General features: G+C 54.0%; 21 protein-coding genes. 4 read left to right on the forward strand and 17 right to left on the reverse strand.

Annotated features, from left to right (window positions below; translation table 11 throughout):
• Positions 1–89: 89 nt before the first annotated feature.
• The 4 genes from ACLBWT_RS10480 to ACLBWT_RS10495 form a co-directional block, all read right to left on the reverse strand.
• Positions 90–1,586, reverse strand: a complete 1,497-nt coding sequence (locus ACLBWT_RS10480) for a response regulator (RefSeq protein ID WP_447663010.1) — start codon at positions 1,584–1,586, stop codon at positions 90–92.
• A complete protein-coding gene (locus ACLBWT_RS10485; RefSeq protein WP_447663011.1) occupies positions 1,583–3,490 on the reverse strand; it encodes a cache domain-containing sensor histidine kinase in 1,908 nt (635 codons plus the stop codon). The genes ACLBWT_RS10480 and ACLBWT_RS10485 overlap by 4 nt, the downstream gene beginning before the upstream one ends.
• The gene (locus ACLBWT_RS10490; RefSeq protein ID WP_447663012.1) at positions 3,487–4,560 is read right to left on the reverse strand and encodes a LacI family DNA-binding transcriptional regulator; all 1,074 of its coding nucleotides are present in this window, start codon (positions 4,558–4,560) and stop codon (positions 3,487–3,489) included. Before ACLBWT_RS10490 ends, ACLBWT_RS10485 begins: the two co-directional genes overlap by 4 nt.
• Positions 4,561–4,810: 250 nt before the next feature.
• Positions 4,811–5,686, reverse strand: a complete 876-nt coding sequence (locus ACLBWT_RS10495) for a DUF72 domain-containing protein (protein ID WP_447663013.1) — start codon at positions 5,684–5,686, stop codon at positions 4,811–4,813.
• Positions 5,687–5,794: 108 nt separating this feature from the next.
• Between ACLBWT_RS10495 and ACLBWT_RS10500 the strand changes: the two genes are divergently transcribed.
• Positions 5,795–6,061 carry a hypothetical protein gene (locus ACLBWT_RS10500; protein WP_447663015.1) on the forward strand — a complete coding sequence of 89 codons (267 nt, stop codon included), beginning with the start codon at positions 5,795–5,797 and terminating at the stop codon, positions 6,059–6,061.
• 49 nt (positions 6,062–6,110) lie between these two features.
• Here ACLBWT_RS10500 and ACLBWT_RS10505 read toward each other — a convergent pair whose 3' ends face one another.
• From ACLBWT_RS10505 to ACLBWT_RS10525, 5 genes are all read right to left on the reverse strand, one after another.
• The gene (locus ACLBWT_RS10505; RefSeq protein WP_447663017.1) at positions 6,111–6,833 is read right to left on the reverse strand and encodes a serine/threonine protein kinase; all 723 of its coding nucleotides are present in this window, start codon (positions 6,831–6,833) and stop codon (positions 6,111–6,113) included.
• A 50-nt stretch (positions 6,834–6,883) separates the two neighbouring features.
• Entirely contained in the window at positions 6,884–7,843 is a 960-nt protein-coding gene (locus tag ACLBWT_RS10510; protein ID WP_447663018.1) for a glycosyltransferase family 2 protein, read from the reverse strand.
• Positions 7,833–9,260 (reverse strand): undecaprenyl-phosphate glucose phosphotransferase, encoded by a 1,428-nt coding sequence (locus tag ACLBWT_RS10515; protein WP_447663020.1) that lies wholly within the window; start codon positions 9,258–9,260, stop codon positions 7,833–7,835. Before ACLBWT_RS10515 ends, ACLBWT_RS10510 begins: the two co-directional genes overlap by 11 nt.
• A gap of 136 nt (positions 9,261–9,396) precedes the next feature.
• Positions 9,397–10,638: a glycosyltransferase family 2 protein gene (locus ACLBWT_RS10520; protein ID WP_447663022.1), complete on the reverse strand. Its 1,242-nt coding sequence runs from the start codon at positions 10,636–10,638 to the stop codon at positions 9,397–9,399.
• The gene (locus ACLBWT_RS10525; RefSeq protein ID WP_447663023.1) at positions 10,639–11,985 is read right to left on the reverse strand and encodes a GH1 family beta-glucosidase; all 1,347 of its coding nucleotides are present in this window, start codon (positions 11,983–11,985) and stop codon (positions 10,639–10,641) included.
• Positions 11,986–12,699: 714 nt separating this feature from the next.
• Here ACLBWT_RS10525 and ACLBWT_RS10530 point away from each other — a divergent pair.
• From ACLBWT_RS10530 to galU, 3 genes are all read left to right on the forward strand, one after another.
• Positions 12,700–13,500 carry a helix-turn-helix domain-containing protein gene (locus tag ACLBWT_RS10530; RefSeq protein ID WP_447663025.1) on the forward strand — a complete coding sequence of 267 codons (801 nt, stop codon included), beginning with the start codon at positions 12,700–12,702 and terminating at the stop codon, positions 13,498–13,500.
• A 99-nt stretch (positions 13,501–13,599) separates the two neighbouring features.
• The gene (locus ACLBWT_RS10535) at positions 13,600–15,021 is read left to right on the forward strand and encodes a hypothetical protein (RefSeq protein ID WP_447663027.1); all 1,422 of its coding nucleotides are present in this window, start codon (positions 13,600–13,602) and stop codon (positions 15,019–15,021) included.
• A gap of 106 nt (positions 15,022–15,127) precedes the next feature.
• Positions 15,128–16,012, forward strand: a complete 885-nt coding sequence (gene galU, locus ACLBWT_RS10540; RefSeq protein WP_447663029.1) for a UTP--glucose-1-phosphate uridylyltransferase GalU — start codon at positions 15,128–15,130, stop codon at positions 16,010–16,012.
• 63 nt (positions 16,013–16,075) lie between these two features.
• On the opposite strand, the gene rfbD is transcribed toward galU, so the two are convergent.
• From rfbD to ACLBWT_RS10580, 8 genes are read right to left on the reverse strand one after another with little or no spacing between them, the layout of a single operon-like run.
• Entirely contained in the window at positions 16,076–16,921 is an 846-nt protein-coding gene (gene rfbD / locus ACLBWT_RS10545) for a dTDP-4-dehydrorhamnose reductase (RefSeq protein WP_447663112.1), read from the reverse strand.
• A gap of 26 nt (positions 16,922–16,947) precedes the next feature.
• Positions 16,948–17,979, reverse strand: a complete 1,032-nt coding sequence (gene rfbB, locus ACLBWT_RS10550; protein WP_447663031.1) for a dTDP-glucose 4,6-dehydratase — start codon at positions 17,977–17,979, stop codon at positions 16,948–16,950.
• 24 nt (positions 17,980–18,003) lie between these two features.
• A complete protein-coding gene (rfbC, locus tag ACLBWT_RS10555; protein ID WP_447663033.1) occupies positions 18,004–18,558 on the reverse strand; it encodes a dTDP-4-dehydrorhamnose 3,5-epimerase in 555 nt (184 codons plus the stop codon).
• Positions 18,559–18,585: 27 nt separating this feature from the next.
• Positions 18,586–19,329 (reverse strand): sugar phosphate nucleotidyltransferase, encoded by a 744-nt coding sequence (locus tag ACLBWT_RS10560; RefSeq protein ID WP_447663114.1) that lies wholly within the window; start codon positions 19,327–19,329, stop codon positions 18,586–18,588.
• A gap of 25 nt (positions 19,330–19,354) precedes the next feature.
• Positions 19,355–20,332, reverse strand: a complete 978-nt coding sequence (locus ACLBWT_RS10565; protein ID WP_447663035.1) for a glycosyltransferase family 2 protein — start codon at positions 20,330–20,332, stop codon at positions 19,355–19,357.
• 23 nt (positions 20,333–20,355) lie between these two features.
• Entirely contained in the window at positions 20,356–22,398 is a 2,043-nt protein-coding gene (locus ACLBWT_RS10570; protein WP_447663037.1) for a hypothetical protein, read from the reverse strand.
• 5 nt (positions 22,399–22,403) lie between these two features.
• Positions 22,404–23,582: a glycosyltransferase family 4 protein gene (locus ACLBWT_RS10575; RefSeq protein ID WP_447663039.1), complete on the reverse strand. Its 1,179-nt coding sequence runs from the start codon at positions 23,580–23,582 to the stop codon at positions 22,404–22,406.
• Between the two features lie 14 nt (positions 23,583–23,596).
• Complete coding sequence (locus tag ACLBWT_RS10580) at positions 23,597–24,658, reverse strand: glycosyltransferase family 4 protein (protein ID WP_447663041.1); 1,062 nt, start codon at positions 24,656–24,658, stop codon at positions 23,597–23,599.
• Position 24,659 lies beyond the last annotated feature (1 nt).

A 24,659-nucleotide genomic window follows, 5' to 3' on the forward strand; every position in this document is an offset into this window, starting at 1 on the left:
CTCAACCGGATTATGCTGCTGATGCTGATGCACCGAAAGCAACGGCTGCCAACCGAGGGCGGCAACGACGCGGCAGATGCGTCTTCCCGCTATCTCGCGCTGTCCCTGTATTCCTTGGGCGTTTTCCCCGTGGCCCGTTTGAATGCCTTGGTGAAATAGGCGGGATCCGTGTAGCCCGACAGCTCGCCGACCTCGTAGGTTTTCAGCTCCGGGCGTTCCTTCAGCAGCTTCTTGGCCTGCTCGATCCGCACCGAAATCGCATAATCGGTTATGGTTTCTCCCGTTTCGCTCTTGAACAGCTTGCTGAGATAACTCGGCGTCAGATGCACCAGATCGGCAAGCGTCTGCAGGTCGAGCTCCTCGCTGTAATGCTCATGCAAATAAGCTTTGACGGTTTCGACCGACCGGCTTTCATGCCGCTGGTCCTTGACCCGGCGCAGCCCTTCCTGGAAAATCTCCCGCAGCGCCGCCGCGTAGCGCTGCCACTCGGGGAAGCTGCCGGGCTGCGGCATGGAATGGCTCGCGGATTCCTTCCGTTCCGTCAGCCCCTCCTCCATGGAGGCGGCTGCTTCCGCAGCGGCATCCACAAGGAAGCTCCATGCCATGCGCAGCTTTCCAGCCTCCCGGATCCATTCGTCCAGCGCTACGGACGCTCCGTCGAGATCGCCTGCTTTGACGGCTCCTTTGGCATTGTCCAGCCACCTGCGGAGCGGCTCCGGATCGGCCTGCCGCTGAGGCGCGGGGGCGTAAGCGGCAACGGGCTGCCCGGACGGAGCATACCAGGCGGAATGGCAGGCGGCCTCCGCTTCCCTGTACGCTTGGCCCAAGCCGGATCCGCCGCTGTAGACGCCTCCCGTCCCGATGCGGGCTTCCAGCGAGATCGGCAGCCTGCCCAGCAGCGTCACCGCAAGCTCTCTGGCCGTATCGGCATGGTCGCCCTTGCGCAGGCCGATCAGCAGAGCGACGTTTCCTCCCTCCCTCACGAGGGCGAGGCTGTCCCGGCGCAGCTCAGCCGCGGCTCGGCGCAGCTCCTCCCCGTCCAGCTCAGGAAGGACATGCAGCACCATGAACGCATACAGGCCCCGGATCAGCGGCAGCTCGTCGAGCTGGTCGCATGCCGACTGCCATACCGGACGCGGAATCCGCGACGAGTCTGCGGACAGCATCAGCTCCAGCAGCGATTCCGGCTGGACAGGCTGTCGTCCGCGCTGCTCGCCGACCTTTCCCTCCACCCTTTCCAGCAGCCGCTCCAGCTCCTCCTGATTGACGGGCTTGAGCAGATAGTCCTCCACACCGCAGCGAAGAGCCTCGCGGGCATAATTGAAGTCGTTGTGGCCGCTCAGGATGGCGATATGAACGGCGCTTCCCCGGCTGCGCAGCTCCGCAGCCAGCTGGAGGCCGTCCATCTGCGGCATGCGGATGTCGGTGATGAGCAGGTCCGCTCCGGATTCCTCCAGCCTGCTGAGCGCTTCCCTCGCGCTTCCCCAGACGCCGACAATGCTGTAAGCGGAGCTGGTCCGCTCGATGATCCTCGCCAAGCCAAGACGGATCTTCTCCTCGTCGTCTACGACGGCTACTTTGATCATGGTTCTTCCTCCCCTCTTCCGGCTCCGCTCTCCGGCGCGAGATGCGCCGTATCCGGAATTCTCATGGTGACGCAGGTTCCATTGGACGGCTCTCCGTCCACTTTAAGTCCGCTGGATGGTCCGTAACGCAGCTGCAGCCGCTCCTGCACGTTGCGCAGGCCGATTCCACCCGCGTACGGGTCAGGCTCGCCTTCCGGCTCCCCGGGCTGCAGCCGGCTGCGTACAAGCGCCAGCTCCTCCTCCGTGAGACCCCGTCCGTCATCACAGATGATGAACAGGCGGTCGGCTCCCTCCATGCGCGTCTCGATCTTGATGTTCAGCCATTCCCGCTCGTCGTCGAAGCCGTGCAGCACCGCATTTTCCACGATCGGCTGGAAGATCAGCTTCATGACGTTCGTGTCGGCATTCAGGGCCTCCGGCGTGATGTGCAGCCGGAACCGGGCTCCGTAGCGGTGGTTCATCAGCTCGATATACTGCTCGAGATGCTCCCACTCCCTGGCGACGGATACCAGGCTGTCCCCCGCATGGAGACTGTACCGCAGCTGCTCGCCGAGCAGCTGCACCATGCGGCTTACTTCCGCATCGTCGTTGAGAATCGCTGTCATGCGGATCGACTCCAGCGTATTGTAGATGAAATGCGGATTGATCTGCCGCTGCAGGTTCTCCAGCTGCGCCTCCGTCCGGCGCTTCTCGATCCGGTAGATGTTGTCGATCAGCTCGCGGATTCTCGCGACCATGCGGTTGAAGGCGTGTCCGACCATGCCGGCTTCGTCGCGGCGCCTGACCGGGAACTGGACGTCGAAGTTGCCTCCCTGCACTTGCCGCATCAGGCCGATGATGGAACGAAGCGGCTTGGTCAGAGCCAGAATCAGAACCAGCGTGATGACCAGCGCAGCGGCCATGGACAGCCCGGCTGCGGCCAAGCTGTACATGCGGTTGCGCGCCGCGTCCTCCACCAGATGCTTTTGCGGCACGGTAATGAGCAGCTTCCAGCCCGTCTCGGGAGACTGCCGGTAAATGACGAGGTTCTCCTCCCCGGCCACTTCCGTCCGGAAGCTTCCCGATGCCCCCTTGGCTTGCTTCAGCAGCGGCGTCTGCCCGAGGTTCTGGGCCAGGAACTGGCGCTCGCTGTCGTAGATGATGTTGCCCTCTTCATCGGCGATGATCGTCGTGCCCCGGGTCGCTTCGTCGAGATCCGTCACCATGTTTTCGATGACCCCGATGTTCGCGTCGACGGCTATGAGGCCCACCGAGTTGAAGGAAGTCGTGATGATGTCCCGGACGACCGTGAACACATATTGCTTGTTGTGCGAATTGCTCGTCACCGCCTGCGTGCTGACCAGCACAGGAGTTCCGTTCCGTGCCTGCGCAAGCTGCTTCCAGCGGGAGTAGGTCTCGCGCAGATCGTTGCGTACGCCGCCGCTCTTGACCGCGGTATAGGGATTGCCCAGCTTGTCGAACAGATACACGTTGCTGGACCCTTCCTTGAGATTGTTCATGAAATAAATGCTGCTTTCGATTTCGCGCTGGATCTTCAGCTTGAAGCTCCGTTCTTCCCACTGATAGGAAGGATCGCTGTCCGGATTTTCCCCCCGGTGATGTTCATAAAAAAGATTGGACTGTTCGAGTCCGCTCTGAATTTCGTCGAGATAGGCCGGGATGATGGAAATCTGCTTCATATCGTGGATGTAGTCGTCCAGCGAGTTCATCATTTTGCCGGAAATCTGGGACGCGAACGTAATCGTATTGTTCTCGATCGTGCGGAAATTGTGGGATGCGGATACATACGTAATGACCGCGATCGGCAAAAGCACGACGAAAACATAGACGATGAACAGCCTTGCCTCCATCCGATGCCAAAGGGGATCGAGCAGGAGCTTCAAGCGGCTCAGCAAGCCGCTCATAGCCTCGGAGATGCCGCCGTCGAGCGGCGGATGACCAGCTCGCCGGTCAGCAGCACCTTCTCCACGGGGTTTGCCGGCTGCTCCGCGCGGCGCAGGAGCGCCTCCACAGCCCGCCGTCCCATCCCGTGCTTGTGCACATGGACCGTCGTCAGCGTCGGGCTCGAGAGCGCTGCATCCTGGATGTCGTCGAACCCGGTGACGGAGACGTCTCCCGGCACGGAAATCCCCATCCGGGCAAGCAGCGTCATGACGCACATGGCGATGGAGTCGTTGGCGCAGGAAAATGCAGTCGGCATCCTGCCTTCCCTCGCCAGCTCCTGCAGCATCGGCTCCAGCGCTTCCGTCATTTCCGAACGGTTATGTCCCCGCACGGTCAGCAGTCCGTCATGCTGGCCCGAGACGTCCAGCCCATGCTCCTCCAGCATGGAGCGGAAGCCGAACCAGCGGTCGTAGAAGCTGCGCGAGTACGACAGGTTGCCGACAAACTGCAGATTGCGGTGGCCGAGACCGATCACATAATGGACGATGCGCCTCATCCATTCGAAGTTGTTCATCGACAGCACATCCGTCGGGATAAGCGGCTCCTCATGGTCGATCAGCACCATCGGAATGCCGAGATTGCGGATCTCCAGCAGGCTTGGATAGGAGATGAGACCGACCCCGATCAGCCCCATCACCCCTCTGGGATTGATCATCGTGGAGAACTGGCTCGTAATCTGCTCCGTCACCAGCATCGTGCCGATCCCGCGCTCGTCCAGCTCCTCCTGGGCGCCTTCGATGATGCGTCCCCAGTAGTACGACTGCCGGGTCTGAAAGCGGACGTTCGGGACGAGGATGATTACTTGCTTGTTGATGCTGACGGACTTGCCCTCATAGGCCGGCGCCTGGATGACGTCCGCGGCCGCCGCGTCTCGCGCGGGGAACTTGTACCCGAGCTGGATGGCCGCCTGTACGATACGGTCCCTCGTCTCGGGCTTGACGCCCCCCTTGCCGGACAGGGCTTTGGATACGGCGAACTTCGACATCCCGACATGGTCGGCGATATCCTGCATCGTCACTTTGGCATTCATATTGAACCCACCCATCTGTTAGGCTGTTAGGCTGATTTCCATTCTGCAAGCTAACAGCTATGATACCACGAAACGCCGTCCCGATTTCTACCTATAAAATTTCAATCGTTGTCGAAATCATCCGGCAATGTGGTTCAGCCTCCTGCCATCTTCATCAACGGACAGCCCCCGTCGGGAACTCGAGCTCAAAAAAAACCGATCCTGCAATCCCCAAAGGGAATCAGAATCGGCATCGTTCCTTATCCGCCCTTCAAAACAGCTCCAGTTGCTCCACGTCCGGCGCAGCTTCCTTGGGAGCATCGGCGGGAAGAGCAGGAAGCGGCTGCCCCAGCAGGGTCATGAGCTCCCTGGCGTTATCCGCCGCGTCGCCGCCGGAGTTGTTGTTGAAGATGACGACAATCCGCTCCGACTGCTTCTCCAGCCTCATCAGCCGTTCGGCCCATTCCTCCAGCTCCTCCGTGCTATACCGGTACAAATAGCGGACCTCCCGCCAGTTCGGACGCCCGGATGCATGCCAGCCGGATACGTTGCGCCCGTGCAGCCGCACGAGCGTGAAGCCGCTGTCCGTCGCTTCCTCGACGATCGGCACCGAGCCTTCCCCCGCCTGCGGCTCGTCGCAGACGGAATGATGCCAGCCATGCTCCCGCATGAATGCCAGCGTCTTCTCCCTCATCCCCGGAACGAACCAGCTCTGATGACGGAATTCGAGCGCGCAAGGCAATCCGTCCATGCGGGCTTTGGCCTCGCGAAGCATGGCGACGTTCTCCCTCGTGCAATCGAACCAGGGCGGGTACTGGAACAAGACGCAGCCGAGCTTGCCTGTTTCTATCATCGGCGTCAGAGCAAGCTTGAAATCGGCGAACATCGCGTCTTCGTCCGGATACGGAATCTTTCCGCGGGAATGGCCCGTCATGCCCTGGTAAGCCTTGACGATGAAGCGGAACGCATCCGGAGTGTCTGCCGTCCATTTCTCCATGTTCCGCTTGGGCTGCACCGCATAAAAGCTGCTGTCCACTTCCACGGCTCCGAAAAGCGTTCCGTAGGTATGGAGCTTGTTCCGGGCGCTTTCCTTGGTCGGATACAGCTTGTCGTGATCCCCCCAGCCCGCAAGTCCTATCGTGATCATCGCTCTCCTTCTCCTTTCCGCAAGCCTTGCATTTCCTGTCATGCCCGACAGCCGCATAGGAATAGAATAACCACGAAAGCATCCTAACTTAACGAGGGTGGTGTCGGGATGACATTCGTATGGGCTGCAATCGTCGTGCTGGTTGTGGGAGCAATCATTTTCATCAGCATCAAGGCAGGCAAAGGGTGGGTTCTGGCCAAGTCGGAGAGCAGCGTCCGGGCTGACCGGCTGTATCGCCTGCAGGCCTATCTCAGGGATCATGGAATCAAGACGAAGCTGAGCGAGGAAGCCGGCAGCCTGCGCCTGCTTGTCCGGCGCGAAGAAGCTGAGCGGGTCCGCCAGCTGACGGGCGCCTTCGGAGACGAAGGCCCTTGATGGCGGCTCAGGGCCGGCTCCCGCCGGAGTCCGCAAGGTCATGCCGCCCCTATTCGGGCGGCGTCCCTCGGGAGGACCGTCTGGTCGGAGCTCCCTTCGGGCGGCGGCCCGACTGCCGCCTGACCAAGCGATAGCCGAGGCGGATTCCGTTCATCATCCAGGGCGGAATGCGCAGCGAGCGATCCGGCTTGGACAACAAAGGGCGATAAAGACCGTAGTAGGCTCTTTTCAAATCCCTCCACATGCTGCAGGGCTCCGGCTTCAAGAAATCGGATACGTCGACGACGATTCCCCTTCCGTCGCTGACCATCACATTTTTTCCATGGACATCATGAGGGTTCAGTCCTCTCGAGGCTGCGTAGGCGAGCGCTTCGTCCACGTCGGCGATCGCCCGCTCCGGAATGACAAGTCCTTCCAGCAGACAGCGGTACAGCGTCACTCCCCGCAGCCGCTTGAGGAGCAGATACCGGGCTCCTTCGTGCTCTCCGGATGCATAACAGCGGCCATAGGCCGGATGCTCCCCCAGCTTGCGGTAAACCTCGACTTCATCCTCCCAGCCTTCCCGGTCCGGGGCATAGACCTTGACCGCCAGCCCCTCGAGCTCCGGATGAGCCAGCACGGCGGCATAGTTGCCGCAGCCGAGCAGCTCCCAGCCCGGAGGGATATCCCGCGCCTGCACCGGATGGCGCAAGCTCCCGCTCTCGAGCCTCAGCCCAGGCAGCAGCTCCGTGCGTATTCTTTCCTCTGCATGCCTTACTGCCTGCTGTTCCATTCAATGTCCCTCCAAAATAAGAGAAGGCCCGCAAGCGGACTGTAGTCCGGCTACGGGCGATACATGCTGAACTTGCGCTGAAGCTTGAGCGGCAGCCGCTTGTGGTGGATGCCCAGCTTATAACCGATCAGCTTGGCCGCATTTTCTGCCGCAAGACGGGGAATCCGCAGCCACTTGCCTGCTTCCGCCAGCGACTTGAGCTGGGCCTTGACCAGTCCGGCACCCTCCTTGCCGACGGAAGCGTAAGGGAGTATCCAGGATTGCTCCGCCATGGAGACGCCATTGTCGTAAAACCGCTTGAACTGCTGCAGCGGCGTATAGTCATGGGAATGAACGACTCGGGCTTCGGCATTGTAAGCGATCCGATAGCCCTTGAGCACGAGCTTCGCCGCCATGAAAAGGTCTTCGTTGAAATGCGTCGGCTCCTGGAATCCGCCCATCTCCGTGAACATGCCCCGGCGGATCGCCGAGCAGACGTTGGAGCAGAAAAAGGTTTTGATGCCGAGCGCGCCCAGATCCTCCCTTCCCTTCTGCCGGGATTCCGGAGGATAGTTGTATTCCCTCGACATGCGCTCCAGCTGATCGGCTTCGGGCCTGGCCAGCTGACGGGCGTAAGCATACCCTATGCCATCCTCATGAAGCGATACGGTCAGCTGTTCCAGCAGCCGGTCGTCGCATGGCATGGCGTCCTGGGTCATGAACAGCAGGATGCAGCCCGTTGCTTCCGCGGCAGCTCGATTCCTGGCGCCTCCGTGATCGAATTCCGAGCGCTGGATGGTCAGGACATGGGCTCCTGCACGACGGGCCGTCTCGGGCGTTCCGTCCGACGATTCCGTATCGATGACGATGATTTCGCAAGGGGGAAGGGTCTGGCGCTTGAGGCGATCCAGCAGCTCGCCGAATCCGGGGCCGGCATTGCGCGTCGGAATGATAACCGAGACCCTGTCACTCAGACTCCGCGAATGCGGAAGGCCGGCAGCCGGGGAATCGGCCCTGCTGTTAATAGGCATTTTTATGAATGAGTCCTTTCACGACGGTTTTGAAAATGATGCGGATATCGAAGAAGAAGCTCCAGTTCTCGATGTAGAACAGGTCATGCCTTATCCGCTCGTCGATGGACGTATCTCCTCGCAGGCCGTTCGTCTGAGCCCAGCCGGTGATTCCCGGCCGGATATGATGCTTGACCATGTAGCGCGGCACTTCTTCCTTGAACTGCTCCACGAAGAAGGGGCGTTCCGGACGAGGGCCGACCACGCTCATTTCTCCCCGGAGCACATTGAAGAACTGAGGAAGCTCGTCAAGGCTCGTGCTGCGCAGGAACGTGCCGAAGCGGGTGCGGCGCGGGTCGTTCTTGACCGTCCAGGTGACATCGGAAGCGACTCCGGCGCTGACCTTCATGGACCTGAACTTCAGCATGTGGAAGCTGCGGCGGTTGAGCCCCACCCGCTCTTGCCGGAACAACACGGGGCCAGGGGAGGTCAGCTTGATGCCGGCGGCGATCCCGAGCAGGATCGGGGACAGCAGAATGATCGCGAAAAGGGAAAACAGGATATCAAAGGTTCGTTTGGCGATCCGGTTGCCCATCTCGTCCAGCGGCACGTCGCGGATGTTGATCAGCGGCACGCCGGCGAAATTGTCGAAAAACGGCTTTGCCGGCAGCAAATCGAAGTAATCGGGAATGATCAGCGTTTTGACGCCGGCCTTCTCGCAGATCTTGATGATGGAGCCGTACTTGGAGTGGGCATCCAGCGGGAGCGCCATGATGACCTCGTCGATCGTCGGATTGTCCGCCAGCATCCGCTCCAGATCCTGAAGCTTGCCGACGATCGGGCTGAGCGGCTCCGCATTATAGCTCGCAATCACCTCAGATTCGTGCCGCACCTGGAAATCATCCAGAAAGCCGTACACTTCATAACCGAGATCCGGGTAGAGACGCAGCTGGTCGTGGAAGCTCCGGCCGACGCTGCCCGCTCCCAAAATAAGCACGTAGCGCTTGTTGAATCCGCGCCGGCGGAACACGGTAAGCAGACGTTTGACCGCGAACCGGTACACGATCATCGCGAACAGGTTGAAGGCGAAGAAGATGGCCAGGAATTCCCTGGAAATATGTACTTCCTTGCTGATGAACAAGAGGCTCAAAAGAAGCAGCAGGCTCAGGCATTGCACCTGGAAGATCTTGAGCACGTCGCGCGAGAAGTTCATCCGGCGCTTGGGCTGATAGAAGCTCGTATAGAACCCGATCAGCACGGCGGCGAAAGCATAGACCGTGCTCCAGACCAGATAGGTCTTGAACGGAATCGTCTCGTAGGACGGCAGCAGTCCGCTATGGAACTTGATCCAGTAGGCGATCAGAAATACGCCCAGCATGCAGACCAGATCCGCCAAAATGTATATTTGCGTCAAAAAACGCTGGTTTCTTCTCAACATATTCATCACCGCAAATCTATAAGTCTAGCTATCTCGCTAATTGTACCAAAAAAGGAGAACGCCAGCTATCTATTCGGACGCATCACGCGGCAAAATGTTGCAGGCAATGAGAGAGAACCTTATTGCAGGCCGGTAGTTAATCGCGCCGCGGCTTCGAATGAAGCTCGCGCCGCTTGCGCCGCATCTCCGGAATCCGGTTCCAGATGGATTTCCAGCAAGGAATCAAATCTCTCTCTTTCACTATGATATACCCCGCTTTGAGGATTTCTATCGCTATAACAGCAGGAATATTCAAAAGGCTTCTCTCGTTTTTAATCAAGGCATAGAACCGGTTCTCGTAAGAATGCCTCCGCACGAACAGAGAGATTCCCGAGCGCCCGCCTTCCTTCCAGCCTCGCGCATGCAAAGCTCTCGCCTCCGGCGCGTAGAGGGACTTCCAGCCGAGGAGCTCTGCCCTCCATGCCGCATCGACATCCTCCTTGTACGCGAAAAAGGTTTCGTCGAAAAATTCGCCCTCGATGGAGACATGCTCCATCATGCGGCGGCGGTACATCGCGGCGGCGCCGGATACGCCGAACGCCTCGCCGCCGTCCAGCCAGCGGGAGGCCGGCTCCCCGGCTCCGCGGTCGCGGGCCTGCCGCGCGGCATCCATCGACAGGCCTGTGCTGTCGATGACCGCCTCCGGCGGCAGGCGGTCCAGCCAGGCTCGGACCGCCTGCGGCAGCGCGCGGCGCGGCGATGCCAGGCCGGCGTCCGGAGCTTCGGCAGCAGGCATGCCGCCCGCTCCGAGAGCTTCGGCTGCGGCCATGCTGCCGGCTCCGGGAGCTTCGGCTGCGGCCATGCCGCCCGCTTCGGGAGCTTCGGCAGCAGGCATGCCGACGCCTCCCTCCGGCTGGCGGACCAGCATGCCGGCGGCGCTGCCGGCTGCCGGCATGCGATCCAGCCGCTCCGCCAGCCCGCGCACATAATCCGGATGCAGCCTGACATCCGGATTGAGGACGAGCGCGTAATCGCTGCCCGCCGCCGCGAGCGCTCGGTTCTGGCCGCCGGCGAAGCCGGTATTCACCGCGTTCTCGATGATGACGAGCTCGGCCGCGCCGGGCTCTACTTCACGCTCACGTGCAATCCCCGCCTCATAACGGCGGAGCCGCTCCACCGTGCTGTCGCCCGACGCATTGTCCAGCACGACGATCTTCTCGATCGGATACGACTGCGCCAGGACGCAGTCCAGACAGCCCTCGATATCCTCTTCACTGTTGTAAGTCACGATATGGACGCTCACCGTCCCCCGGACAGGAGCGGCAGCGAAGCCTGACGCCCCGCTGCCGCCCTTGTCCGGAGACAGCGACGAATGCGCCGCTGGATCCTGGTTGTTCATTTATACTTCGAACCCGCCTTCCGAAATGACCTTCTGAATAAAATAATAACTGTCTTTCGGCGTGCGTTCCAGTGTTTCATAGTTCGTGTATACAATTCCGAAGCGCTTGGCGTAGCCTTCAGCCCATTCGAAGTTGTCGAGCAGCGACCAGGCGAAGTAGCCCGCAAGCGGCACGCCGGAGTCGATGAGGCGCTGGCACTGAATGAAATGCTTGCGGTAGTAGTCGACCCGGTCAGCGTCATGGACGCTGCCGTCGGCGTCCAGCTGGTCATCGCAGCAAGCCCCGTTCTCCGTGATGTAGATCGGAGTATCGCCGTATTCCTCATGCAGCCAGCTGAGCACCTTGTAGAGCGCCTCCGGATAGACGTTCCAGCCGATATGCGTCTGATCGAAGCCGACCTGGACATCCTCGCTGTCGAACAGCCCGTTGTTCTCCTTGTAGCGCGTGTAGCCGCCCGTGTAGAAGTTCACGCCGATGAAGTCGATCGGCTGCGCGATCGTCTCCATGTCTCCCGGCAGGATCGGCACTTCGACACCTTTGCCGCGGAACCACTCCACCAGGAACTGTGGATACGTGCCCTTGAACGTCGGCTCGAGGAACCACTCGTTGCCCCAGGCGCGCGAGCGGCGTGCCGCCTCCACATCCTCCGGCTTCGTCGTGTAAGGCTCCGACCAGCTCAGGTTATGCGTCGTCCCGATTTCTCCGGGCAGCCCCAGGCTGCGGTACAGCTGGACCGTCCTGCCATGAGCGACCATGCAGTGATGGGCGACGTTCGTCGCCAGCTGCAGATCCGTGTGGCCGGGAGCGTGCACGCCGATAAAGTTCGAGAGGAAGGAGATGCACCACGTTTCGTTGAACGTGATCCACTGCTTCACTTTGCCTCCGAAAGCCTTGAATACGACCTCGGCATACTTCACGAACGCATCGATCGTCTCGCGGTTGTCCCAGCCGCCCTGATCCTGCAGCGCCTGCGGCAGATCCCAGTGGTACAGCGTGACGGCCGGCTCGATGCCGGCTTCGATCAAGCCGTCGATGACGCGGCCGTAATAGTCCAGTCCCTTTTCATTGACCTCTCCCGTGCCCTGCGGGAATATCCGCGGCCATGCGATGGAGAAGCGGTACGAAGACACGCCCAGCTTCTTGAGCAGGGCAATGTCTTCCTCGTAGCGGTGGTAGCTGTCGCATGCCACGTCTCCCGTGTCGCCGTTCACGACCTTGCCGGGCGTGCGGGAAAACGTATCCCAGATGGACAAGCCGCGGCCGTCCTCGTTCCAGGCGCCCTCGATTTGATAGGATGCGGTAGCGGTGCCCCAGACGAAGTTTTTGGGGAAAGTAATTTTAGCCAATATAAGTCCCTCCGATTGAGTAGAATACTAGCAGTCGAGGTTGGTTCCTCCTGGCCGTAGCGCTCGCCTGTATTTCAGGAGCCGAGATGGAAGCCGCCTTTTTGACAGCCTTAGCTGAGAAACAGAGCCTTCCGGAAAACGGTCATGCATAGCCGAAAGAGCTTCGAAATGTTGAAACTTTCCATCCCCTCGTCCCCGTCTGTTACATAGGCGTAATTGCCGAGCGAGAAATCGCAGCTCTGAATATGGGAGAGGCACAGCGTATTTCGATCCATGCTCCGGATCGAAATACGCGTCGATGATCTCCTGCTGCTTGGCCGGACTCAGCTTGGCGATCAACGGCAGATGCCTCCGTAAGCGCGCCACCGATGCCTTCAATCAACTGATAGGCCACATCGTCCTGTCTCGTCTGCACCCTTGCCGTGCCGACTTTCAGTGAAGCGTATGCGCTTACAGAACTTTGGGTCGAATTAGTTTTCGCTCATGCTCCTCATCCCTTCCTGTACAATTGACTCTATTATAGAAGGAAAGGCCTTTCGGGATGAAGAAACAATATGGCTAGGAACCTCAACGATCTGGTCGTTCGGATTGATGTCCTCTTCATCCCTCCCGATTTCGAGCAAGCTGCTGTAGAAGTTCAAAATTTGCTAACATCCCGTTCATTCAAGCTTCATCTTTCCGTATTAAGCTAAATAGGAGAGGCGGTGCTTTTAAATGGATCCTCATCCCCTTACGATGACCTTATGCGACTTCTCCAGGCATCTGCAGCCTTTTCGCCAATCGTTCCGGACCCTGGATACCTACCTTCTCCGCTTGCAGACGGAAGGCGAGGCCCGCGCGCTCATCGGCGGCTCCATGAAGACCGTATTGCCAGGAGATTTGCTGATGTATCGTCCAGGCGATGCCTACGACCTGCAAATCGAGGCTCCCGGCCCCGGCAGCCGCTACGGTCCAAGCTCCGATTATTACGTCATGGCCACGGGACCTTGGCTGGATGAGTGGTGGCGGATGCGGGAACGCCCTTCCCGGATCCGCATCGCGGACGACGGGAAGATCGACAGCGTCTGGCAGCAGCTCATGCTGGAGCGGCGCAGGCTCGACGGAGGCAGTCCGGCCATCCTGACCGCTCTGCTGCAGGCGCTCTGCCTGCTGCTGGACCGCGCCATCACGGAGGCGCCCGCCGCGAAAAGCGGCACGACCGCGTTGCAAGCGCTGAAAATCAAGCATTTTGTCGAAGCCAATGCCACCGGATCCTTCACTCTGGATGAAGCGGCCGCCCATGCCGGCATCAGCAAAACCCGCGCAGTGCATCTGTTCAAGCAGCAGATCGGCTGCTCCATCATGCAGTACGCCCAGCAGGTCCGGCTCGCTATGGCGCTCAGGCTCATGGACAACAGCCAGCTGACGCTGGAGCAGATCGCAGACGAGTCAGGCTTCGGAACCTACACCTATTTACACCGGGTATTCCGTGATCGCTATGGCCTATCGCCAGGCAGCTACCGCAAGCGGGAGTAATAACGGCTGACAGAGTTGAATAAGAAGAGACCTCGGACATGCATGTTACATGCAGGATAGACGGATCAATAAAAAAGATACTGAAAGGAGAGCCGACGGATGAAGAGCGACAGCCTACCGCGGGACAGCGAGTTTAAGTACAGGAAAGACAAGGCCGTGCTTCCATCGGAGGGGATGAGGCCTGAGCAATTCTATGCAGCGGTTGCCGCCCTTTTTGCAGGGGGACTTGCCATCAGGATTCTGCTGGGGATCTACACCCAAGGGTATGTCGGAGACCAGATGTATTTCATCCGTTGGATGGAAGCCGCCATGCATCATGGGATGCGCGGGTCGTACCTCAACTCCGACATGCAGAATTACCCGCCGGTATTCATCGCTATTCTGGAAGGGTACGGGCATGTCCTGAACTTCCTCGGCATCGAGATCCGGACCGCCCATCTGAGCAGCAAAATGCTTCCGATCCTGTTCGATCTCGGCACCATGGCAGCGCTGCTACTGATATTCCGACGCTGGTCTTACAAGCGCCGTCTGGCGCTTCTCGCCTGTCTCGCCTTCAATCCTGCCTTGCTCGCAGATGGAGCGGTTTGGGGACAGATCGATGTCTTCCATAGCGCTCTGATGGTCATATCCGTGCTGCTCGTGCTGACCCAGCCGCTAGCCGCCGGTGTTCTCATTGCGGTCGCTTTGCTTAGCAAGTTCCAAGCGATCGTCGTTGCACCCGTCCTGGGGGCGCTGCTGCTCCGACAGCTGCTGCGGCGCGACTGGCGCCGTCCGCTGCTCTTCATCGCCGGCTTCGCCATCCCTGCGGCTTTGACCGCAGGCTGGTTCGCTATGAAGGGCGCTCTGGACGACATGGTCCGCATGGCGTACCTCAGTGCGACGGATATGTATCCCCAGCTTTCCCTGAACGCATTTAACTTGTGGTACCACCTCTTTACGAATCCGTCCGTCCATGACGATACGATCTTCTTTGGCGGCGTCAGTTACAAGACCTTCGGATTCATCCTGCTTGGGATTGTCTGCCTGTTCGTGGCGGCCTATATCCTGATTATGCGGGATCTTAAAACCATTCATCTCCTGAAAGCGGCCGCTATGGTCAATCTCGCCTTCTTCCTGCTGCCGACGGAGATCCATGAGCGCTACGGAGTACCGGCAATGTTATTCCTATTGCTGATTCCGTTCCTGCTGAAACCTGGGAGGGAGCGTTTATTCTGGGGGGTCTCAGCCGGGCTGTTCACGATGTCGACCGCGCTGAATATCTGGTTGGTGCTCAATGGAGGGTTCGGGGGGAAGTGGCTTCATGCGGAAGAAGACCGCGGCCGCATGGCGAGCCGCGGCGGGAGGCACGGAAGCGGCTCGCCATTCGTCAACGGAGACGGCTCCTTGTCCGGCTGGGAGCATGCTTTCGCCGTGGGATTGGCGTACGCCCATGTCCTCATGCTGATCCTTATCCTAACGGTCATGGCCCGCGAATTGAAGTGGTCTCTCAGCCCGCGGGCGCGTAAGAAAACCCTGCCCTGATTCGCCGCCGTTCCTTCCTCACGATTCTATCTTTATGAGCACGAACCACTTATATGATATACTAGTTCTTAATTTTCCAAATCGAGATGAAAGTGGGACCTGAACCATGCCCGTACGCAAAGCCATCATCCCAGCAGCCGGCCTCGGCACGCGGTTCCTGCCAGCCACAAAAGCGATGCCGAAGGAAATGCTGCCGATCGTCGACAAGCCGACCATCCAGTACATTATCGAGGAAGCGGTCGCCTCCGGCATCGAGGACATCATCATCGTCACCGGTAAAGGCAAGCGCGCTATCGAGGATCATTTTGACTACTCCTTCGAGCTCGAGCATCATCTGGCTTCCAAAAAAAAATGGGATCTGCTGGACTCTGTCACCAAGCCGTCCAACATGGCCGATATCCACTACATCCGCCAAAAAGAGCCCAAGGGACTGGGCCATGCGATCTGGTGCGCCCGCAAGTTCATCGGCGACGAGCCGTTCGCCGTGTTGCTTGGGGACGACATCGTCGAGTCGGACAAGCCTTGCCTCCGTCAGCTTATAGATGTCTACGACCAGTACGAGACGTCCGTCGTCGGGGTCAAGGAAGTGCCGTGGAGCGAGGTGTCCCGCTATGGGCTCATCGACGCCGCTCCGGCCGGCGACCGCTTGTACAAAGCCAAGGGCCTCGTAGAAAAGCCGCCCGCGGCCGAAGCTCCGTCAAACCTCGCCATCATGGGCCGCTACATCCTCACCCCAGCCATCTTCAACATCCTCTTCGAGCAGCAGGAAGGCGTCGGTGGCGAAATCCAGTTGACGGACGCGCTGTCCCGGCTCCTGGGGCTGGAGAGCATCTACGGTTACCAGTTCGAGGGTCTGAGGCATGACGTCGGCGAAAAGAACGGTTTCATCCAGACGACCATCCACTATGCTCTGAAGCATCCTGAGCTCAGGGACGAGACGCTGAGGTACTTGGAGCAAGTACTGGCGGAGAGCAGGCACTCCATTCCGTAATTACAAGACATGAAAAGGGACCGCGCCATCCGCAGATGGCCGGTCCCTTTGCTGTATTCTACTCTAGTCCTGCTCTTTCCGAAGGAAAGCTCTCAGCGCCTCACGCCATTCCGGTAGCTCGCTGAGACCTTCCTCGCGGATGCGGCTGAGGTCCATGACCGAGTAGCGCGGCCTCGGAGCCGGCCTCACGAACTCCTCCGAAGTGCAGGGCACGACCTCCGTCGCCATCCCGCTCTCCTCGAAGATCGCCTTGGCGAACTCGTACCACGTGCAGCTGCCGCTGTTGGAGGCGTGATAGATGCCGTAGGCATCTGTCTCCGCCAGCTCCAGCAGGAAGGCGGCGAGGTCCTTCGTGTACGTCGGCGAGCCCTTCTGGTCGCTCACGACCTTAAGGCTGTCCCTTTCGTTGCCGAGCTTCAGCATCGTCTTGACGAAGTTGGCTCCATAGCGGCCGTATACCCAGGACGTACGGACGACGAACGTCCGCTCGTTCCGCTCGGCCGAAATCGTCTCTCCTGCGAGCTTGGACTTGCCATAAATCGTCCGAGGTTCCACAGGATCATCGACCTGGTAAGGCCTCGTGCCGTTGCCACCAAAGACGTAGTCCGTGCTGATATAGATTAGCTTGGCTCCGGCAGCCTGCGCCGCCTCGGCGACAAATCCGCTGCCTGCCGCATTGACCGCCATGGCGCCCTCCTCGTCGGACTCCGCCTGGTCCACGTCTGTGTAGGCGGCGCAGTGGATGACGACATCCGGCTTGAGCGAGGCGATGACCTTGCGGCAGCTGGCTTCGGAGGTGATGTCGAGCTCGTGGCGGGTCAGCCCCACGACCTCATAGCGATCGGACGGCGACCAGAGGGCCAGCTCGCATCCCAGCTGGCCTCCGGCTCCGGTCACGACGACCTTCAGCCGGGCAGGCGTCTCTTCGCGGACGCTCATTTCGAGCTTTCCTCCGGGCTCAGGCGCTCGCCGTACTGCGTCTTAAAATAGTCCTGGTAGGAGCCGCTCAGGACGCCTTCCATCCACTCCTTGTTGTCCAAGTACCAGCGAATCGTCATCCGAATTCCGGACTCATAATCATGCTTTGGACTCCAGCCGAGCTCATTCCGGATCTTGTCCGCGTCGATCGCATAGCGGCGGTCATGGCCGAGACGGTCCTTCACGTACTGGATGAGGGACTCCGGCTTGCCAAGCTCCTCGAGGATCGTCTTCACGACATGGATGTTCGTGCGCTCATTCCGGCCCCCCACATTGTACACTTCCCCGTTCACGCCATTGTGGATGACGAGATCAATGGCGCTGCAGTGGTCTTCGACATACAGCCAGTCGCGTACGTTCAGGCCGTCGCCGTATAAAGGCAGAGGCTTATTCTGCAGCGCGTTTTGAATCATCAGCGGGATCAGCTTCTCCGGGAATTGGTAAGGGCCGTAGTTGTTGGAGCAGCGGGTGATGTTCACATCGAGCCCGAACGTCTCGTGGTACGCGCGCACCAGCAGGTCCGCTCCGGCCTTGCTGGCCGAGTAGGGGCTGTTCGCCGCCAACGGCGTCTCTTCCGTGAACAGGCCGCTCTCGCCGAGCGTTCCGTACACTTCGTCGGTCGACACCTGAACGAATTTCTTAACGCCGTATTGCTTGGACAGCTCCAGCAGCGTCTGGGTGCCGAGCACATTCGTCCGAACGAATACATCCGGCTCCAGGATGCTGCGGTCCACATGGGACTCCGCCGCGAAGTTGGCGACGACATCGATGCCGGCCTGGAACAGCGTTTCCAGATTCTCGCGCTTCGTGATGTCCGCCTTTACGAACCTGTAGTTCGCAGCGGACTCGACCGCCTTGAGATTCTCCAGGTTGCCCGCGTACGTCAGGGCATCCACGTTGATGAACTCATAGTCTGGGTATTTCTCCGCCATATAAAGCACGAAGTTGCTTCCTATGAATCCGGCTCCGCCGGTAACGAGCAGTTTCATGGTCACCTTTCCTTCCTGAAACGTTTATTCGTAGACGAAGTTGGTCTCGGCGTCTGCCAGGAGCGGATGCTTTCCATCCTTGTCCGACAGGACAGGCTTGGTTGCTGGCCAATCAATGCCCAGCGCCGGATCGTTCCAGGCGATGCCTCGGTCGTTCTCGGCCGAGTAGAGCTCATCCACCTTGTATTGGACCTCCGAGCACGCGACCAACGTGCAGAACCCGTGGGCGAAGCCCTTGGGCACGAGCAACTGGCGATGGTTGGCTGCGCTCAGGATGAATCCCTGCCATTTACCGTAAGTCGGAGATCCTTTGCGGATATCGACAACGACGTCATAGATGGCTCCTGCCGTACAGCGGACCAGCTTGGTCTGCGCCTTGGGGTTCAGCTGGTAATGCAAGCCTCTCAGCACGCCTGCCTCGACCGACAAGGAATGGTTGTCCTGAACGAACTTCGTCGTTATGCCCATCTGGACATATCGCTCCTCATTGTAGCTCTCGACAAAGAAGCCCCTATGGTCTCCATGAACGACAGGCTGAATGAGCTTCAAGCCAGGCAGCCTGGTGTCATGCACGTTCATCCCGTGCCCCCTCCTCTCTTTTCCCTCTTAACGCTTGAGCTTTCCAAACTCTTCTCCGAGTGTGATCTCTTTGGAGAGTTCGTTGGCATGCGTCAGAGAGGCATGGGTACCTGCGTCTGTCCACCAGCCTTCCAATATATCATATGTCAAACTTTTCAAAGAGATATAGGCATTGTTCACATCGGTGATTTCCAGTTCTCCACGCCCGGATGGCCGGAGAGTCTTGACGATGTCGAATACCCGGCTATCGTACATGTAGATGCCGGTCACCGCATAGCTGCTCTTCGGCGCCGCGGGCTTCTCCTCAATTGATACGATCTGCTCTCGGTCCAGCTCCGCTACGCCGTAGCGCTGCGGATCATGCACTTCCTGGATAAGAATTTTGGCGCCCTCGCGCTGCTTGCGGAAGTTCTCCACGTAGTCGGCGATGGTGTCGGAGAAGACATTGTCACCTAGAATGACAATCATCTGGTCATCTCCGACAAAGTGCTCCGCCAAGCCCAGAGCTTGGGCGATGCCGCCTGCCTGGTCCTGGACCTTGTACGTGAAATTGACTCCCATCTCGTGGCCGCTGCCGAGAAGGTTGACGACATCTCCCATATGATCCTTGCCGGTGACGATGAGGATGTCCTTGATGTCGGCTTCCTTCAGCTTCGCAATGGAATGGAAGATCATCGGGTATTTGCCTACGGGCAGCAAGTGCTTGTTGGTGACTTTGGTTAAAGGAAACAGGCGGGAGCCGGTCCCGCCTGCAAGAATGATGCCTTTCAGGATAATTCAGTCCTTTCCTTAAGGTTTATTGAACTTTTTTCAATTTCTGGGGGAATTCTTCTTCATTTATACCTACCGATTCTCTCGTCAAATATAGAGGCCTTCTCTTGGATTCATTATATATTCGTCCGATGTATTCTCCAATTATGCCTAGAGTCATAAGCTGTACTCCGCTAAAGAATAGAATAGCAACCATTAGGGATGGATACCCCGGTACAGGATTTCCGTACAGTGTTGTCCTTATAATCATAAAAATCGCGTAGAGGAAGCTTGCAAATGAAACAGCTACACCGAAATAAGTAAATAGCTGTAGCGGGGCGAAAGTAAACGACGTTATCCCCTCAATGGCGAAGTTCCATAACTTCCAAAAGTTGAAACTGCTCTTCCCAGAATGTCTCGAATCCCTTAGATAAGGTATGCTTGTTTGCTTAAAACCAACCCAGCTGAAAAGCCCTTTCATAAATCGATGATGTTCCTTAAGCTGTTTCAACGCATCAACGACGGGTCTAGACATCAAGCGAAAATCGCCTGTATCCGCAGGAATATCAATCTTTGTCATCTTCCTTATTGTTCTATAAAAAAGATGAGCGGTCAGCTTTTTCATACGAGTTTCGCCTTCTCTTTTAATACGTGTGGCGTAAACCACATCATATCCTTCCCGCCATTTTTCAATCATATCGGGAATGAGTTCGGGTGGATCTTGTAGATCAGCATCAATGGGCACAACTATATCTCCACGACTAAAGTCGATGCCTGCAGTCATTGCTATTTCTTTCCCAAAGTTTCGAGACAAATCAATGGCTTTTATCCGAGAATCTTGAAGAGAAAGCTGTTTCAGACGATCCCAGGTATCGTCTTTACTCCCATCATTTACGCAGATAATTTCATATTCCATATGTAGCCTCAGCAATACTGCAGATAGACGTTCATAAAAATATTGGATATTGGAACCCTCGTTATACATTGGAGCTACAACAGAAATAGTAGCTTTCTTATAGTCCATAATTATCCCCTCGTTTCAACAATTCATCGTTTAACGCTAACCAGAACACTTAATCGCCTAGTGTCATCATTAATTCGTTTCTCTTGAGGGATAAAAGTATCTAAAGATGTAAATAAATATGACCCTGCTTTTAAATGAATATCAATACTTTCATTTGGATTTAAATATATTTTTTGTGCAGTTTCCTGGTTCTGTTCGAAATACTCCACAGTAGCCCCCTTACTCAACATTTCTTCCGAAGGAGCTGATATAGTAATTGTCGTTTCTCTCTGAATAATTATATTCCATTTATACCCCACCCATTGCTGATTCTCTTTACCACCTTGCAGTATTTTAGCTATATCCCAGACATCTCCCGAGATTTCAAGATCATAATTTTTCTCAATATTAGGAATATCCCAAAAATAGACACCATGTTCACCTTTAATAGGCTCACCACAAAGATGTGAAATTGCATCAATCAGTTCATTTGGAGCTATATCCCGAACGGGAATATAAAGAATCTTTTCCACTTTTAGTTTTGAAATGATTAATTCAATTATTTCAGGTGAGTAAGCAATTTCTGAATTTTTATAGTTGAGCATATTTTTATAATATTGAATATCCTGTTTATTATCGTTATAAGCATAAACATTAGCTGTGGGGAAGGAGTAGCGATTATTTGCAAGAGCCCCCATGATAGAAGGGAAGTCATCCGTAAATATTGCAGTAGGCTCACTATTTATTCCCTTTGAGATAATTGATTGCTCATCTAAATCTAATGAGAATGAAAAATCGCTTGTATTATAGAAAGGAATTCTCGGCAGCCACGTAATAAACATGATGATAAATAGAACACCAATGATTAGTGACGCTCTCTTTCTAGATTCCCTAAGAAATAATTCAAAGGAGTAGGCAATCATTAAAACTAGTAAAACATCTGCATAAAACATTAATCTCGATGGTAAAGCATGATTTAATAGAGGCACATAGTTCATGAAACTCCAAGGGAGATGATATGTAGATGAAGTACCCATAAGATGTAAGTGCTCTCCTAGAGAAAATACAGCTAACGTAATAATCATCCAAGATATAATTCTAGCATATTTATTCTTCCACGTTATAACAGAGGACCATATGAAAGTAATAATCAAAGGCACCCCAATATATCCATTCATTTCAGCTGCATTACCGCTAAATAAATTTGTAATCTTTAGAGTAGATTCAGAACTCATGGCATTTACGACAGTCGGTACAACAAAATTCAGTATATCGTTGACGTAAATATTCTTAGCTTGATACACTTGGCTCTCGAAATTATAGAATGGACCAAAGAGAAAGTAATATAGGCCAGGTAAGGCCAAGAAAATAAATGAAACAAGAAAATAAAAAAAGATTATGATATTATCTCTTTTAATTAAAAACTTTATACTTTGTATATCAATGATTGCCGTATATATTGCCAAGATAAAAATAAAAAATGCCAAGGTAGCCAATATTTCGAGTGATGTATAGAATTGGAAAGCTAGAATAACCCCTAGAGCAATACCAGTCAAACGATTTCTCTTAATATTATTTTTGAATATTTTTACCATTAAATAAAAAATAATAAATACTGACATGGTAGTCGTTAAATTTAAATGGCCAAGCATATGAGCTGTCGTATAAGGAATAAAACTTGATAATATGGCCATTAAAATTGCAAGCCATCTGCGTATTCCTAATTCCTTCAAGGTTAGCTCAACCATTAGACACGATACAATAATATTTACAAAAACAATGAAATTATATACAAAAATCATATTAAAAATATAACCAAGCCATCCGAATATAAACCCTTCGGCCATCAAGGAGGTATTTGCCGTAAGATTTATCCCACTCGGGTAATTCATCTTTTCACTTATAAATGGATTATCCCCTGATAAAAGAGCCTCCCAAAACCAACCTAGATACCACATAAATTGTTCTGCGTCTCCCGCGGTTCCAACGTGCATGCTCATTGGATTCAGAGCAACTTTACCGAAATATAGTAACGATGATAGCGCATAAACGCTTATAGATAAATAGTTTTTAGTGGATTTAAGCATGATCTTCACTCTTTCTTTAATATGGAAATATTTTCAATTGACATAATCATTTTATTCATTGTTTTCTCCCATGTGTAATTTTCTTTCACATAAGCTTCCCCATTTTTCCCTAGTATATTCAGAAAATTTTTATCTTCCATAACTTGTAGACATGCTTTGAATTCCTCATAGTCCTGATAATATAGCCCGCCGTTACTCTTTTCACAATGCCCTTTGAGTACTTCACTATGAGCATTCACTAGAACTGCTTTTTTGAAAAGAAAAGCTTCTAAAACCACAAGAGACAAACTTTCGTATTTTGAAGGCATAATTAAAAAGTCGGAATAATATATCGCTGCAGCTTTTTCTTTATCATCAATAAATCCGAGACTAATGATATCTTTATTAGTAGGGACCTTCAACACCGGTTTTCCGACTAATACTAGTTTAAGGTTCGAAGGATGTTCTTCTTTATATCTTATAAAATAATCAAAAAGCTCTTTACAACCTTTAGATTCATCTATTCTTCCAACATAGATAATATAATTTGAATTGATTCTATTTTCAAAAAAACTCGCCTCATAACTAATTGGATCGATGCCTATCCCTAAAATCTCAGATGGAATATATTCGTTATTAAATTTTTTATGGACAAAATTCATTTCTTCTTCTGTCAAAAAGAAATGTTTGCGAGCCAAGTGAAAGAACGGCTGATAAATGGATAAATGGATAGGAGGCTCATCATGCGCAGTAGGAATCAGTATGCTCTTGTCTGGAACAAGCTGTAGCCCAAAGAATGTTGTAAAGTATGTATAGGTGAAAAAAATAAAGGCACAATATTCGTCCTTAAAATTTTTAATGTAGGAAAGTAAGTCATATGAAACAGGCCCTTGCAATCGCATCCATTCCAATTCATCATATATTGTTCTTTCCGAATTCGAATATAATTTTTCAGAAAAGCGATTGAACTCAGCGACATTCCTAGGATGGTTTGTTTTAAATCTTCTGACGACCACTCCATTTAATTCCTCAATATCTTCAGTATAATAATTTTCCCAGGTCATATAATCCTTAGCTTTTGTTGTTAGTATTTCAACTTCATAATTCTCGAAAAGTTTTTCTGCATATAATCGACAACTGTATTCAGAGCCCCCGTTAACTTCTAGCCCGTATCTTTGCACCACCAATGCAATTTTTGGTTTCATCACGCCAACTCCCGCTATATTTTGAGAATCTTCTTGATTTCATCCATGAATAGTTTTATGGTGTTATCTTTGGATAAATCATCCAATCTCTTTTTTTGATTTTTATTAATGCGATTCTTTACCGCCTTATCTTTTAAGTAAATATCCATTAACTCTGCTATAGCCAAATGATCTTTATCCTTGCAGATAAAACCACCGTTACCCAGTGTTGTGGTGACGGCCGTGCTTTCAAATGCAATGATTGGAATTTCAAAATACATTGCCTCGACTATCGGGACACAGAATCCCTCATGTTCACTCATACACAAAAAAAGGTCTGCCGCTTTATAATAAGACAAAATATCAGAGAATCCAATATGACCACTTATAAGCACATCATCAGTTAGATTTAAATCATTAATCAGACGTTTAAGTTCTTCATAATATCGTTCCATTCCTTGATATGATCCAATAAGATAAAGTTTTGAATCATTGTCGATATATTTGTTGTAATAATAAAATGTTTTAATTATATCCTCTTGTTTTTTATTTGGAGCAATTCGCCCTACAAATAGAATATTATTCCCCTTATTATGTTTAAGTTCCGATAACAATCTATGGTTTGGTTGATTATTATAATCATCGTAATTTATAATGAGGGGAAGCACTTGTGAATCTTTAAGCCCTAGTTGTATAAGTTCTTGACAGTTATATTGTGACGCTCCAAAAGCGTAATCGACACAAGTAGATAAGAATTCCAGTTGTTCTCTACCTTCAAAACTAAGCTTTTCTGCAATCCCACTGTACCCATTGAAAAAATTCGCCGGAGTTATGTTATGGTAAAAAAGAATTTTTTCTTTTGTAAACTCTGGTATTTTATATGCCAGATGACTTCCAGTAGAAAGGTGATAAATAACTGATTCATCTTTAGGACACAAGTGAGCATCATAGGCAAATTTCTTCATTTTTGGATGAATATTTTCGGCATATATTTTAGATTTTATCCCCATATCATTTAGAGTATTCATCATATTAATCGCACTATTGCTAACAGCGTCTCCATAGCTAATTGTTGGTAAGAGTTGATTGATGACCATT

The sequence above is a fragment of the Paenibacillus sp. D51F genome (assembly GCF_053345695.1).

What these genes read in the sequence shown, in the direction of transcription:
- ACLBWT_RS10505 (WP_447663017.1), bottom strand. Translation starts at nt 6,833, where the DNA reads ATGGAACAGCAGGCAGTAAGGCATGCAGAGGAAAGAATACGCACGGAG.
- ACLBWT_RS10490 (WP_447663012.1), bottom strand. Translation starts at nt 4,560, where the DNA reads ATGAATGCCAAAGTGACGATGCAGGATATCGCCGACCATGTCGGGATG.
- ACLBWT_RS10570 (WP_447663037.1), bottom strand. Translation starts at nt 22,398, where the DNA reads ATGCTTAAATCCACTAAAAACTATTTATCTATAAGCGTTTATGCGCTA.
- ACLBWT_RS10495 (WP_447663013.1), bottom strand. Translation starts at nt 5,686, where the DNA reads ATGATCACGATAGGACTTGCGGGCTGGGGGGATCACGACAAGCTGTAT.
- ACLBWT_RS10520 (WP_447663022.1), bottom strand. Translation starts at nt 10,638, where the DNA reads ATGAACAACCAGGATCCAGCGGCGCATTCGTCGCTGTCTCCGGACAAG.
- ACLBWT_RS10485 (WP_447663011.1), bottom strand. Translation starts at nt 3,490, where the DNA reads ATGAGCGGCTTGCTGAGCCGCTTGAAGCTCCTGCTCGATCCCCTTTGG.
- ACLBWT_RS10480 (WP_447663010.1), bottom strand. Translation starts at nt 1,586, where the DNA reads ATGATCAAAGTAGCCGTCGTAGACGACGAGGAGAAGATCCGTCTTGGC.
- ACLBWT_RS10530 (WP_447663025.1), top strand. Translation starts at nt 12,700, where the DNA reads ATGGATCCTCATCCCCTTACGATGACCTTATGCGACTTCTCCAGGCAT.
- rfbB (WP_447663031.1), bottom strand. Translation starts at nt 17,979, where the DNA reads ATGAAACTGCTCGTTACCGGCGGAGCCGGATTCATAGGAAGCAACTTC.
- rfbC (WP_447663033.1), bottom strand. Translation starts at nt 18,558, where the DNA reads ATGAACGTGCATGACACCAGGCTGCCTGGCTTGAAGCTCATTCAGCCT.
- ACLBWT_RS10565 (WP_447663035.1), bottom strand. Translation starts at nt 20,332, where the DNA reads ATGGACTATAAGAAAGCTACTATTTCTGTTGTAGCTCCAATGTATAAC.
- galU (WP_447663029.1), top strand. Translation starts at nt 15,128, where the DNA reads ATGCCCGTACGCAAAGCCATCATCCCAGCAGCCGGCCTCGGCACGCGG.
- ACLBWT_RS10515 (WP_447663020.1), bottom strand. Translation starts at nt 9,260, where the DNA reads ATGTTGAGAAGAAACCAGCGTTTTTTGACGCAAATATACATTTTGGCG.
- ACLBWT_RS10580 (WP_447663041.1), bottom strand. Translation starts at nt 24,658, where the DNA reads ATGGTCATCAATCAACTCTTACCAACAATTAGCTATGGAGACGCTGTT.
- ACLBWT_RS10500 (WP_447663015.1), top strand. Translation starts at nt 5,795, where the DNA reads ATGACATTCGTATGGGCTGCAATCGTCGTGCTGGTTGTGGGAGCAATC.
- ACLBWT_RS10575 (WP_447663039.1), bottom strand. Translation starts at nt 23,582, where the DNA reads ATGAAACCAAAAATTGCATTGGTGGTGCAAAGATACGGGCTAGAAGTT.
- ACLBWT_RS10535 (WP_447663027.1), top strand. Translation starts at nt 13,600, where the DNA reads ATGAAGAGCGACAGCCTACCGCGGGACAGCGAGTTTAAGTACAGGAAA.
- ACLBWT_RS10510 (WP_447663018.1), bottom strand. Translation starts at nt 7,843, where the DNA reads ATGCCTATTAACAGCAGGGCCGATTCCCCGGCTGCCGGCCTTCCGCAT.